This window comes from Paenibacillus sp. JGP012, from assembly GCF_014203995.1.
In the GTDB taxonomy this organism is placed as follows: Bacteria; Bacillota; Bacilli; order Paenibacillales; family Paenibacillaceae; genus Paenibacillus; species Paenibacillus silvae.
The window spans coordinates 250,368-263,841 of sequence record NZ_JACHKG010000005.1; the positions used below are offsets into that span (position 1 = coordinate 250,368).

Annotated in this window: 12 protein-coding genes; 2 read left to right on the forward strand and 10 right to left on the reverse strand. The window is 48.6% G+C overall.

The annotated features are described in order from the left end of the window. Nucleotides 1-2: 2 nt before the first annotated feature. The 10 genes from HNR77_RS09340 to HNR77_RS09385 form a co-directional block, all read right to left on the reverse strand. A complete protein-coding gene (locus tag HNR77_RS09340; protein ID WP_184183155.1) occupies nt 3-443 on the reverse strand; it encodes a DUF456 domain-containing protein in 441 nt (146 codons plus the stop codon). Nucleotides 444-497: 54 nt separating this feature from the next. Continuing rightward, the gene (locus HNR77_RS09345) at nt 498-1,247 is read right to left on the reverse strand and encodes a Cof-type HAD-IIB family hydrolase (RefSeq protein ID WP_184182858.1); all 750 of its coding nucleotides are present in this window, start codon (nt 1,245-1,247) and stop codon (nt 498-500) included. 321 nt (nt 1,248-1,568) lie between these two features. After that, a complete protein-coding gene (locus tag HNR77_RS09350) occupies nt 1,569-2,441 on the reverse strand; it encodes a metal ABC transporter permease (protein WP_184182861.1) in 873 nt (290 codons plus the stop codon). Further along, entirely contained in the window at nt 2,442-3,401 is a 960-nt protein-coding gene (locus HNR77_RS09355; RefSeq protein WP_184182863.1) for a metal ABC transporter permease, read from the reverse strand. Between the two features lie 3 nt (nt 3,402-3,404). Continuing rightward, nucleotides 3,405-4,247 carry a metal ABC transporter ATP-binding protein gene (locus HNR77_RS09360; protein ID WP_260410434.1) on the reverse strand — a complete coding sequence of 281 codons (843 nt, stop codon included), beginning with the start codon at nt 4,245-4,247 and terminating at the stop codon, nt 3,405-3,407. A gap of 32 nt (nt 4,248-4,279) precedes the next feature. Further along, the gene (locus HNR77_RS09365; protein WP_184182867.1) at nt 4,280-5,236 is read right to left on the reverse strand and encodes a metal ABC transporter solute-binding protein, Zn/Mn family; all 957 of its coding nucleotides are present in this window, start codon (nt 5,234-5,236) and stop codon (nt 4,280-4,282) included. Nucleotides 5,237-5,480: 244 nt separating this feature from the next. Further along, nucleotides 5,481-7,460 (reverse strand): peptidoglycan D,D-transpeptidase FtsI family protein, encoded by a 1,980-nt coding sequence (locus HNR77_RS09370; RefSeq protein WP_184182870.1) that lies wholly within the window; start codon nt 7,458-7,460, stop codon nt 5,481-5,483. A gap of 266 nt (nt 7,461-7,726) precedes the next feature. Beyond that, the gene (locus HNR77_RS09375) at nt 7,727-9,757 is read right to left on the reverse strand and encodes a peptidoglycan D,D-transpeptidase FtsI family protein (protein WP_184182873.1); all 2,031 of its coding nucleotides are present in this window, start codon (nt 9,755-9,757) and stop codon (nt 7,727-7,729) included. A 105-nt stretch (nt 9,758-9,862) separates the two neighbouring features. Continuing rightward, nucleotides 9,863-11,008, reverse strand: a complete 1,146-nt coding sequence (locus tag HNR77_RS09380) for a transglutaminase domain-containing protein (RefSeq protein WP_184182876.1) — start codon at nt 11,006-11,008, stop codon at nt 9,863-9,865. Between the two features lie 19 nt (nt 11,009-11,027). After that, nucleotides 11,028-11,483: an ATPase gene (locus tag HNR77_RS09385; protein WP_184182879.1), complete on the reverse strand. Its 456-nt coding sequence runs from the start codon at nt 11,481-11,483 to the stop codon at nt 11,028-11,030. 215 nt (nt 11,484-11,698) lie between these two features. Between HNR77_RS09385 and HNR77_RS09390 the strand changes: the two genes are divergently transcribed. Then, nucleotides 11,699-12,916, forward strand: coding sequence for an MFS transporter (locus HNR77_RS09390; RefSeq protein ID WP_184182881.1), 1,218 nt, complete (start codon nt 11,699-11,701; stop codon nt 12,914-12,916). Between the two features lie 113 nt (nt 12,917-13,029). After that, on the forward strand, nt 13,030-13,377 hold the full coding sequence (locus HNR77_RS09395) for a toprim domain-containing protein (protein ID WP_184182884.1): 348 nt from the start codon (nt 13,030-13,032) through the stop codon (nt 13,375-13,377). The last annotated feature ends 97 nt before the right edge of the window (nt 13,378-13,474 follow it).

Sequence of the window (13,474 nt, forward strand, 5' to 3'; positions counted from 1 at the left end):
TTCTAGGCGAATCGGACCACCCAAATAATGAATAACACAATCATCACCAGCTGCAAAATAATCTTCATCACTGTGCTCGTAAACAGTCCGACAACAGAGCCGAATCCAACCTTGGATGCCTTGGAAGGAGAAGACCCTCCGATTAATTCCCCGATAAATGCGCCAAGAAAGGGGCCGAGAACAAGTCCAAAGGCCGGGATGACAAATGGCCCGATAATGACCCCGATTGTACTCAGCGTTGTGGATAGCTTGGAGCCGCCGAACCTTTTTACACCCCAGGCACTGACCACGTAATCCGCCACGAACAGCACAACAACAATCAGAATCTGAATGATCCAGAACCATACACCGAACGGATCAAAGCTGAAAAACCAGCCGTAGACAAGAAACGCGAAGAAAATCGCAATCGCACCCGGCAGAATCGGATATACCGTGCCAGCCATGCCTACTGCAAAGAGCAGTACAATTAAAATCCAGCCAACGGTTGCAAGCAAAGGTTATTCCCCCTTCAAAATATGTTCACGAATCAGGTGGGCAATGCCGTCCTCATTGTTACTTCCAATAATCATATCCGCTGCCTGCTTCACCTGCTCCTGTGCATTGCCCATGGCAACCCCCAGACCTACCGCTTCAATCACGGCCAGATCGTTCAGACTGTCGCCTACAGCAACCACTTCCGACATGTCGATGCCCAGCAGCTTGCACACTTCGGCTACACCGGTCGCTTTGGATACATTCGCCGGGTTCACCTCAATGTTCACAGGGGAGGAATTCGTCATTTGCAGACCGCCCATCTCCTGCAGCTCCATCATAATCTGATGACGAATCTCATCATCCTCGGTCGTGAAGCCAAACTTCAGCCATTCCCGTCCTTCAAGATCATCCGTCCAGCGATCACGATTAAACAGCTCCTCCACGGAGTATGCCCAGTACCAGCTGTTATATTTCTCCCCGATCTCATACATCTTGCGAATCAAGGACGGGTCCATCAGATGGCGCATATGCAGCTCATGCGGTGCTTTCCAGACCTCACTGCCGTTAACCGTTACCATCGGAGTCTCCAATGCAAGCTGTACCGCATAAGGCATGGCGTGATATACTGCTCTTCCTGTGGACAGGCACACATGTACCCCGCGACGGATTGCAATCTGTATCCATTTGGCCGTCTCCTGTGTAATTTCATGATTATCATTCAGCAGCGTACCGTCCATATCCAGGGCGAGCAGCTTGTATTTCAGTTCACTCATGCTGTAAATCCTCCTCCAGTATTTCTCTCTCCATTAAAACAACAAGATCGCCCGGTATCCGCCAATGGCAGACTCCTCCGGACGTCACAGCTAACGACATTTTACCACAGAACATGCATATGCAACAAAGTAACCTGTATTCGGCGCTTTGACACTTCGTTTCCGATATACAATGAGTATAATTCGTCTTATATATTTCCGAAAAATAAAACATCAAAAACCGCCTGCCGTGAATTGCACCTCCAATTGGTAGTTGTTTCTATCCATTGGGATGCAGCTCACTTCTGCAGACGGTCTTTTAAGGAATCTGTTCATCCGGCCTCACCTTGCCGCATATTTACGACGTACATAACGAAGCACAATTCCATGTTTTGGTGATAACAACAGCGCAAGCACAAACAGTATACCTGCAACCGCCACCATGCATCCTGCTATCGAAGCATCCATCACATACGCCATCAGATAACCGCCAACAGAGGAAGCCGCTCCAATCAGGACAGCGTACACAATCATTTTACCGAGCTGATCCGTGAGCAGATAGGCGGCAGCCGCAGGTACAATCAACATGCCAACCACAAGAATGGAGCCGACACTTTCAAAAGAAGCCACCGATGTCATCGACACCAGCCCCATCAGCACATAATGGAACAGTACCACCGGAATGCCGCAGGCCGCTGCCAGAGCCGGATCAAACGCACACAGCTTGAACTGTTTATAGAACAGTCCCACAACAACAAGAATGACTAGCAGGGTAATGCCCAGCATCCACACCGCTCTAGGGCCCACATCCATCCCCCACAGCGTTAGCGTATCCCATTGTACATAAGCGATCTCTCCAAATAATACACAGTCCAGATCCAGATCAATATGCTGAGCGTTCAGACTGATCAGAATAACACCTGCGGCGAAGAGTGCAGTGAATACAATGCCAATGGAAGCATCCGAGGACAGCCCTCCCGCCTGAAGGCTTTGAATGAAAAATACCGTCAGTAACCCAAACACCGTTGCCCCCAGCAGCATCCACAGCGAGTCTCTGGAGCCGCTCCATAGAAAAGCAATCGCAATTCCGGGTAATACCGCATGGCTGATGGCATCTCCGACCAGAGCCATCCGCCGCAGGATCAGGAAACATCCAAGAATGGCACAAGCAGAGGACACTAATACTGCCGTTAAAATAATCCAGAATGTGGCCATCTACATCTCCCCCCGTTCCTGCATCTTGGCCTGAGCGGATAGCGTCTGAAGCGATGCATGCTCTTCGCGCAAATATTCAGATCTCGCCTGAATGCTGCGCAGCTTGCGAGCAAGCAGTCCACGTCTTGGTGCGAGCAGCGCTGACCCGGCGAACAGCACCGTAGCCGCGAGCACTGTGACCGGTCCTGTTGGCAGGTTCGGGACAAGTGTGCTGAACAATGTGCCTGCCGCACCGCTTAACGCACCGAACAGTCCTGCCAGCAGCACCATAAGCGCAAGTGAATCCGTCCAGCACCTCGCCGCTGCCGCTGGAGTAACTAGCAGCGCTGCAACCAGCACCACACCCACCGCTTGAATGCCTGCAACAACAGCAATAACCGTGAGCAGCAGAATGAATTGTTCCAGAGCTCCTACAGGCAGTCCCATACCTCTTGCAAAGCCCGGATCAAAGCTGACAAGCTTGAATTCCTTAAACCAGACAAGGCAGGCCATCAGCAGTACAAGACATACTCCACCCATGACATACACATCGGTCTGCACCATTGATGCGGCTTGCCCGAAAAGGTACTTGTCGAGCCCGCTCTGACTCCCGCTGGCACTGTGCTGAATTCGTGTCAGCATCACCACCCCGATTCCGAAAAATACAGTTAATACGATGCCCATTGCCGTATCCTGCTTAATTCTTGAGGAGCGGGTGATCCATGAAATGCCGAACGTAGCCACAATGCCCGCTACCAGCGCACCGAACAGAAACCATCCGATCGATTTGGTTTCTGTCAGCATAAATGCAATGCAGATTCCAGGCAGTGCTGCGTGAGCAAGTGTATCCCCCATCAGGCTTTGACGACGAAGAAAAGTGAACGAGCCGATAATACCGCTGCTGAAGCCGAGCAATAAACAGCCGAGCAAAATCCAGCGGGTATTCGGATCAGACAGAATGGAAAGCAGCCAGTTCCCCATCACTCACACCTGGCCTTTCTCCGTCCGGCTGCCGATCATTGCAATCCGGCCTCCATAGGTCTCCTGTAAAGTATCCGGTACAAATACTTCATTTGTTGGTCCAGCCGCAACCAGACGCCCGTTGAGCAGCAATACATGATCGAAGTATTCTTCTACTGTAGCCAGATCGTGATGAACGACCAGTACCGTTTTTCCCTGTTTTTTCAGCTGTTCCAGCAGCGAGATGATGGCTTTCTCCGTTGTAGCGTCCACCCCTGCAAACGGTTCATCCATGAAATACAGGTCTGCATCCTGTACCAAAGCTCTGGCGAGAAATACACGCTGCTGCTGTCCACCCGACAGTTGGCTGATCTGACGGTACATGTAATCTCCCATGCCCACCTGTTCAAGACAATGAGCAGCCAGTTCCTTCTCCTTCTTTCCCGGGCGGCGAAACCAGCCCAGATGTCCGTATCTGCCCATCATAACCACATCCAGAGCATGAGTTGGAAAATCCCAATCTACAGATTCCCGCTGTGGCACATATCCGATGCGCCGACGGGTTTCGCGATAAGAACGTCCGAAAATTTCTACGTCACCGTGCATCTTCGGGACAAGCCCCAGCACGGCTTTGATCAGCGTTGATTTGCCCGCTCCGTTCGGTCCAAGAATACCGATCAGCTGCCCTTCAGGCACATCAAAGGATACATTGCTGAGCACCGGTTTTTTATGATAAGCCACAGCCAGGTTCCTTACTCGAAGAGGGGTAGTCGCCGCACCTGTTTCCCTTACGGGTTCACCATGCCACTTACGGTCCACACGCACTGCCCCCTGTCTTGTGGCATTCATCTCATTCATGCTATTCATCATTCATTCACTTCCCTTCTCTAGGTTGAATATTATTTTAAAGCCGCTGCAATAGTTTCGACATTATGCCGAACCATTCCGATATAGGTGCCCTCTTCCGTTCCCTCAGCCCCCATGGCATCCGAGAATAATTCCCCGCCAATGCTGACGGTATGGCCCTTCTCAGCGGCTCCCGCAATGATCGCTTCCATCGCTTTCGCAGGTACACTGGATTCTATAAATACCGCTTTGATCTGATTTTCTACAAGGAAATCCCGCAGCTCACTCACATCCTTGGCTCCGTATTCAGCAGCAGTACTGATGCCCTGAAGCCCCATCACTTTAATCCCGTAGGCTTGACCAAAATAACCGAATGCGTCGTGTGCTGTAACCAGCACACGGCTTGCTTCGGGAATCTGTCCGATTTTCTCCCGTACTTCTGTGTCCAGTGCATCCAGCTTCTCAAGATAACGTTCAGCCTGAGCTGTATACTGCTCCGTATGGTCCGGATCTGCTTCTATAAGTGTGTCGCGGACAGCTTCTGCTGCGCGCATCCAGTGTTTTACATTGAACCAGACATGCGGATCGTACTCCGTTCCACCTGTCGCTTGACCAGAATGAAGCTCCTCTGTCGGAATTCTCTCGGCTACTGCCGTTACCAGCTTGCTGTTGGACATTTTCTCCAGGATGCTGGTCATTTTGCCTTCCAGATGCAGACCGTTGTAGAAAATCACCTTGGCTTGCTCCAGCTTGCGAATATCTCCCTGGGATGCTTTGTATAAATGCGGATCTACCCCCGGGCCCATCAAGCCAGTAACCTCAACATATGCCCCGCCTACTTCTCGTGCAACATCCGCAATCATACCTGTAGTCGCAGTGACCCGGACCTTCCCCCCGTCATCCTCACCCTCGCCTGTAGTACCAGAACAAGCTGTCAGTACGATTATCAGCACAACACATGCCAATGTCATCAAACCGCGATGAATACCCCTCATCTTCACCTTAATCATGTTACACTTCCCCTTTCCCTGTTCTAAAATATTTGTCCACAACTAATTAACTTGTACTAGGCATTAATTTTTAAGCATGTCTAATAATGTTTCCCTTGTGCAAATTTTATCCGATGACAAAACAAAAGGCAAGGGATAATTTCCCTTGCCTGTCCATAAGGATATGAGATTGAAATTTGCAGACCAGATCAATAAGTCTTTTAACCTTGCGGATATACACAGAATTGTACAAAAGCTTCAAACGTTATTCTTGCTCCTGCTTCTGATCCTTCTTCCCCTTCGGGATACCGTCAAGGCCATACACCTCATCATACGCATCAAAGATTTTGCGTGCAATCGGTGAAGCGCTGACCGAACCAAACCCACCTTCCGGTACCACTACCGCTACAGCCAGCTTGGGATTATCCCGTGGTGCAAAAGCGATAAACACACCGTTCTCCTTTTTATTCGGCCCGGTTCCTTGCTCGGATGTTCCTGTTTTTCTGGCGAAATCATAAGGGAATCCATCAAAAGAGCTTACTTTGGTTACCATGCCCTTATGCACCTCGTTCCAGTGTGCATCCGCAAACTTCACCTCATTCAGCACTTTCGGCTTAAATTTCTTCACCACATTGCCGTTTGCATCCCGAATCTCCTTCACCAGATGCGGCTCCATTCGTTTGCCCTTGTTTGCCAGCATGGTGGTGTACTGTGCCAGCTGCATCGTGGTATATTTGGCTTGCTGTCCAAATGACGCAAACGCCAGACGTGTCAGCGCAGATTCATCATTGTCTGCTTTATATTCCAACTGACCAAGAAATTCATTGGGCAGATCAATGCCTGTGGACACACCCAAACCAAAACTCTTCATGTATTCATCCCATTTATCAATGGCCTTATCTCCACCGTATTTGTTTAACAGCTGCTTGCCTACCATATCAATCATGAATGCATTGGATGATTTTTCGATGGCTCTCCGCGCAGTAATGTTTCCATTGTACGCCGAGTGCGAGTTTCTCACTTGTCGTCCGTCTTTGCCGAGTACAGCGTACCCTTTATCAGGGTACGTTTCTCCCGCAGTGAACAGTCCCTCTTTCAGTCCGATGAGTACACTCAGCGGTTTAATGACTGATCCGAGCAGCACAACGGATTCGGCGTGACGCGGCTTGTTATCATTCGGAGGAAAAGACTCTGTTGTGCCGTTGCGGAATACAAACTTGATCTTGTCATAATCCCAGTCATTCGGATCATAGTCCGGCATGCTTGCCATCGCTACAACATTACCTGTATCAACTTCCATAGCTACAGCATATCCGGTAATTGCCTTCGGCAATTTCCGTATTTCATCGCTAATCGCTTGTTGTGCTGCCAGCTGAATTTCCTTGTTGATCGTGGAAATCAGACTGTACCCCTTCTCTGGCGGAGTCAGCTCCATTGTGCCTGTAGGCAAATTACGAGAGTCGATGTCAATGGATTGATATCCGCTTCGCCCGCGAAGCTCCTGCTGATACTGCAGCTCCAGCCCGTCGAATCCCACTCTCTCATCCTGAGAATAGACCAATCCCGGATCACGTTGAGAAGCAGACTCCTGGATAATGGTCTGGTACTGCTTCATGGTCGTTGGAACACGCTTGAATTCCCGTGTGTAACCAATAACCTGCACAGCAACCCGGTCCGGGTCATATCGGCGCACATTTTCTTCCAGCACCATAATGCCAGGATACTCCGTTTTTTTCTCCATAAAATAGGCAATTTCCCGGGTCGACAGATCGGACTTGACCAGCCTTGGCACATAACCAAACGTTTTCTGGTGATCCAGATCCAGTCGTTTAATAATTTCCTCCGCATCGGGCTGCGTCGCATCTCCCGGGTTGAAGCGCTTGAATATGTCGGCCAGTTCTTGTGCCAGCTCCTCCGCTTCCTGCCTGCGATCATCATTGCCATAGTCTTCATACAGCAAAACATATAACGATTGCACCGGCTCTGAATATGCAAGCGCTACTTCCCCGGTGGCATCATAGATCGGACCACGTACCGGGGCAAGCGGTATATCCTTGGTATTGCGGGTGGACTCCATATACGTCAGCTCAGGTCCCTCGACAAACTGCACAAACGCCAGCCGGAAGATGAGGATACTGAATATAACAAATGCCGCGAAAAAAAACATATTCAGCCTGGCTGTGGAAGGTTTGTTAACCGCGCTCTCATCTTCATTCGGCGGTTTGTTCTTGAATCGTTTGAACATAGATGCTGTTCTCTCCGTTCTTTGTAAGATGGTAATATAAGTTTATCAAAAGCTCACTGTAACGTCTTTCTATTTTTGGTTACATTTTCGTAATGAGCTTCATATGACAAATAATACACAAACTCACGGTTTCCAGCTTAAAAGAGAAAAATCCTCTCTGTATATAACGTTATCCCCGTCATTAGGTTACATAAAAATGCAACAATAAAGGCCCCAGCAAAGCATGCTGAGGGCCTTCTTCTGCCTGTAGTGTCTCCACTACCGGATTATGGCGTATTTGTTTCAGTTTCTTTATTTTGATTTTTTTTCGGAATACCATCCAGACCAAACTCCTGATCATAGGCATCAAAGATGGCCCGTGCAACCGGAGCCGCACTGGTGGCTCCAAATCCACCTTCCGGGATGACTACAGCAACAGCCAGCTTTGGATTGTTACGTGGTGCATAGGCGATAAATACACCGTTATCCACCAGTTTCCCGCCAACATTTTGTGTCGATGTACCTGTTTTTCTGGCAAAGTCATAAGGGAAGCCGCTAAAGGAAGAAACCTCGGTTGCCATACCTCGCTGTACCTCATTCCAGTATGCATCACTGAAGTCTACTGTACTGAGTACCTTCGGTTTCACCTTCTCCACCACATTACCCTCAGAATCCCGAAACTCTTTCACCAGTTGTGGCTCCATACGTTTTCCTTTATTCGCCAGCATGGTCGTATACTGTGCCAGCTGCATCGTTGTATATTTACCCTGTTGTCCAAAGGAAGCATAGGCCAGTTTGGTCAAAGAGCTTTCAGATTTACTTTCATATTCTTTAAATCCTGGGTATTCATTCGGCAAGTCCACTCCTGTTTTTATACCAAGACCAAACTGCTCCATATACTTGTCCCACACGCCAACGCCTTCTGCACCATACCGGGAGTACAGCTTCTTCCCAATCTCGTCAATCATAAATACGTTGGAGGAATGACGAATGGCATCACGAGGATACATGGCACCATAGACGTGACCCGATGAGTTCTGTACGCGGCGGTTGTCTCCACCAAATGTTGTTGATCCTCGGTCAATGTACACCGTATTGGTTGTAAAGAAGCCTTCTTTCAAGCCGATCAGCACACTGAGCGGTTTGATCGTTGAACCAAGCAGGACAACCGACTCTGCACGTTTTCTTGAATCATCCGGCGGGAAGCCCCTAATGGTACCATTCTGGTAAATATATTTGATTTTATCGTAATCTTCATTGCTGATGCTGCCCGTTCTCCACACATTCGTATCATAGTCCGGCATACTGGCAGCCGCTACAATTTTACCTGTGTCCACTTCCATGGCTACAGCAAAGCCTGTTTTGGCGTTGGGATGCAATTTACCGGATACCGGATTACGATGCAGCCAGCTGAGCTGATCCATAATGGCCTGCTCGGTTTTCACCTGCACATTTTTGTTGATGCTGGAGATCAGGTCATATCCTTTCTGCGGCGGCGTAGTGCCCGCTACCCCCTCAGGCAAGTTACGTAAATCAACGTCAACCGACGTATATCCACTTTTACCCCGCAGCTTATCCTGATACTGGAGCTCCAGCCCATCAAAGCCGACAAACTCATTTTCCGTATATACCAATCCCGGATCGGTTTGCGTTTTGTTCGCTTCATCTACTTCTTGATATTTTTTCAAGGATTTGGAGCTTTTAAATTTTTTCAGATAACCAATGGTTTGCACCGCAACGGTATCCGGATCATAGTACCGCACGCTTTCCTCCACGATCTGAATGCCCTTGAATTCATCCTTGTGCTGGAGAAAATAGGCAACCTCTCCTTCGGACAAATCACTCTTGATCAGGCGCGGCATAAAACCATTCGCCTTACGTGAATTCAGGTCCATCTCCTCGATAATTTGATCCACGGTCAAGGATTCGGAATTCGGGGCTTTATACTTTTCAAATACATCATGCAATCGTGCGGCCATCTCCTGCACTTCACCAATTTTCGGATTGGGCTTACCGTCCACATCCCCATAGTTTTTGTACAATGTGAGATACAAAGACTGAATCGGCTTGGAATAGGCCAGCTTCACCGTACCTGTCGAATCATAGATCGTTCCTCTTACCGGAGCCAGCGGCACATCCTTCGTAATGTTGCTCGCTTCTTCCTGGCTGAGCTCCGGCCCTTCGACAAACTGCAAATAGGCCAAACGTACAATAATTACACTAAAAATAATAAAGGAAGCGAAGAAAAATACGTTCATTCGGTAGCTAAAACGCCGTTTGTCCGCAAGTTCATCCTTCTCATTGGAATGCTTTTTCATTCTTCCTACCTCTTTCATGACTTGATGCATACCACAGAAAACTGAATATTTCCGGCATGATTACCTGGCAACGTCGTCATATTGCGAACCTTGTCCGGTCTGCACTCAAGCAGACTGATCCTTCAGGTGGGTGTCCGCAAAGTTCGGCGGATTAAACCAGTCGCCACTGATCGCCCATGTCGGATCAAGCGGAATCCAGCTTTCGGTGTCTGATACATATACCTCATTCCACGCGTGAGGGCCATAGCCTCCCTGACCGTTATAACCAAGACCTGTAACAACCTTGACATCCAGCCCTTGGGAACGAGCCATCACCGCATAGAGACGAGCGTAGTCAATACATACCCCTTTGCGTGTATCAAACGTATTCTGCGGGGTCTGCTCATGCCAGATGCCCTTCTGCTCGTAATCATCCACTTTCCCGTAATCGTATTGAATGCGGGTGCCTACCCAGTCATATAAAGCTCTCGCTTTCGCTTCATCCGTAGATTTGCCTTTGACAATCTCCTGCGCAGCCTGCTCAATATCTGCCGGAATGTTGTGATCAATGACCTCATATTTCCGCTGCAGAATACTTCCAAGTTCCTTCTGAACCGCCTGTGTAAATACGGGAAGCTTGTCCTTGATAAACGTGCCGGACAACGGTTCAATCACCGATTTTGCCCCTTGCATATAGATCGGCGACGCCTCCACATAACGGCTGAACATGCTGCCCGGATAGAGACTGACGATCATGAACAATACAGCAATAACAATCATTCCGCGAACTGAACCGATAATGGTACCAATCACCGCACCGGTCAGTCGGCTGATTACCCCTTTGGGTGCACCTGGTTCGTGCCCTGCATGCCTTCTGCTGATGATCAAAGAGGACAACAAACCAAGAACCATGCGAATAATGCCATAGCTGAGTACAAATAATACAGCGAAACGCATCAGCGGAAAATCCGCAATCGCTGTAACCAGCGTATAATACAACTGCTCCCATCGGTTCAGCTCCCGATTAGGCATAGCTGAAGCATGCTCGGATAACCACTGCTGTACATATGGCGCAAGCCACAAGGTTAAACCGATGGATAACAAAATACCGATCACTGCCATAATACCGTCCATCAGGAAACCAAAGAGTCTCCCCGCAGAACGTGAAGCCCCTCTGGACCATCCCTGCAATAAGGAAGCCGCTACAATGAGCAGCAGCAATATCGTTATGCCGTTAAACTCCCTCAGGCTGTCCAGCCAAGTTTGCAGCACGTCTTCATTCCTCCTTTGACTACGAAGCTGGTGCTGTTTTGTTCTTTTTTGCCTGTTCGACAAATGTTCGGATCGTTTCGTTGTCGAGCTTCCATTCTCCTACCGAAATACCTCGAAACGTCACATCCACCTTATCAGACTTCGTGCTGCCCTTAATTTCTACATTGGGACTGGTAATCGTAAATTCACCATTTTGTCCCGCTGCATAGGTTGCCTTCGAGGCCTCCTCCAGCATAATGTTTGTCGCTTCTTTTTTGAGTGTGTCCATCGTACTGGACTGCACATCAGTGACCGTCTGTTTGATCTGCTCCATGGAGATACCGCTGTATATCAGCAGAGCCGCAATAATGATAATAGCAATCGCCCATTTCAACATCGTTTTGACAACATTCAGAACAAAGAACAGAATGATCAGCGCAACAACGATCACCAGCCAGTTCTGCATCACAAATTCCTTGATAACTTCTATGTTCATGGCTACACCTTCCGTATTAGAGTTGATCAGGACACTTCCCGAATATTATACATGATTTCCGAACCCGCTGTCAGCTAAGCCCTTTCCGGTAAAAATAAACGGTCTAAGTTCGTCCTGCGGGGCGTACAAGTAGTACCATGAGGATTCGTCCGACGAACGTGGATACGTTCCAGACCTGTGTATAAACAGGCATCGCCTAACAAGGAGGGGCTTTTGTGAAGACGGCCATCTGGCTATACCTGTTTTTGTTCCTGGCAGTATTTGATCTGCATGCCCAGTATCCCATCCTGACGCCTTTTGCCATATCGCTCGGTGCAGCTCCAACCTTCATCGGCTGGATGATGGGCATCTATTCCCTGACACATCTTCCTGGCAATCTGATCGCCGGAACACAGATTGATAAACACGGCAGCCGAAGATATATTGTGTTCAGCCTACTGGGTGCGGGCATCATTCTGCTCTTGCAGGCCCATATTCATACCCCTTGGCAACTGCTCGCCCTGCGCTCAATCAGCGGCTTTGTATTGGCCTTTTTGTCACCGGCCTGTCTGGCCCTGCTCGCTCAGCTCTCCAATGATCCTGTCAAACAGGGGAAATATATGTCCGGACATGGTGTCGTGCACACACTGGCCTCTGTCGTATCACCCGCTGCCGGTGCAGTTATTGTAGGTGCGATGGGCTTCTCTGCCACCTTCTCCAGTCTTGGCTACCTCCTGATCCTTACAGGAGTCATTGCACTGTTAACTATGCCAAGAGGTTTGATTCGCCAGCCGGAGCCGGCAACCGAACCCGCGAAGTCTGTACCTGCACCCTCTGGTTTTGCTAAATCCAAATCCGGTCATACACCGTCAGAGTCATCCAAAGCATTCCTGCCCGTATCCTGGCGTTATTTTATGCTTCCACTTGTCATCGCCTGTGCACAAGGCATTTTGTTCTTTGAACTTCCTCTGCGGGGAGGCGGTCATTCTTCCATGATGTCTACTGGTTTACTGTTCTCGATCATCAGCATCGGTGCATTGTTTACACTCAGCATGCTGTTTCTTAACCGTTATTCACCCAAACTGCGTTTAGTCGCTGGTGTATTACTAATGTCCTTGAGCTTTTTTGTTATGGCAGCCATGCCTCAGATTTCGTTATCCATTGTGTTATTTGTGCTAGGTATGTCTAAAGGTATTATTTTCCCAGCCATGGCTACACTTTTCATTCATTTAAGCGGCGGCAGCAAGCTGGGGCGTATTTTCTCTTTACAATCGATTGCCACCTCTATTGGCTCATTCATCGGTCCAATTACAGCAGGACAGCTCCGCACTGGAGTGTCTCCTTATTTTATCGCATTTATTTTACTCATGATTGGCATCCTGCTGCTTCCGTATTATACATCCAGACCTGCTGCGTCTCTCTCTTCTTCCGATGCCAAAAGTGTGCTCGGGTAATTTATTGCATCATTCGCCCATTTCCAGATACACTATAGGTACATTCAGTCGATTTTCGCTGTAACATTTCCCGGGGAATGTCGACATCAGCTCTCGAATCAGGGGTGAACAAGATGCCTATTCATGTCATTGTTGAAGGTAAAAATGATCGCAGCAAGCTTAAACGTCTGGTCGGTCCAGAAATTAACATTTTATGCACGTTTGGCACACTGAACTCCCTCAAACTGGAGACGCTGCGCAAGCAAGTCGGATATGATGAGGTTTATTTATTTATGGACAATGATAGCTCTGGCAAAAAAATAAGAGGGGTGCTGCGTGATGCTTTTCCCGATGCCGTACAGATATATACCAGACGCGGGTACGCAGGGGTTGAAGGCACACCTGACGAATACATCATTGCTCAACTGGAGAAGGCCGGGTTAGAGGAATACATTCAATATCCCGAGCAGCCTTCCTTTTAAATGAGCAACGACAACAAAGGCTGTTTCCGGTTAAATCAACTGGAGACAGCCTTTCATCTATCGCTAATCTTGAAACTTGATCTGTAATTTAAACTTT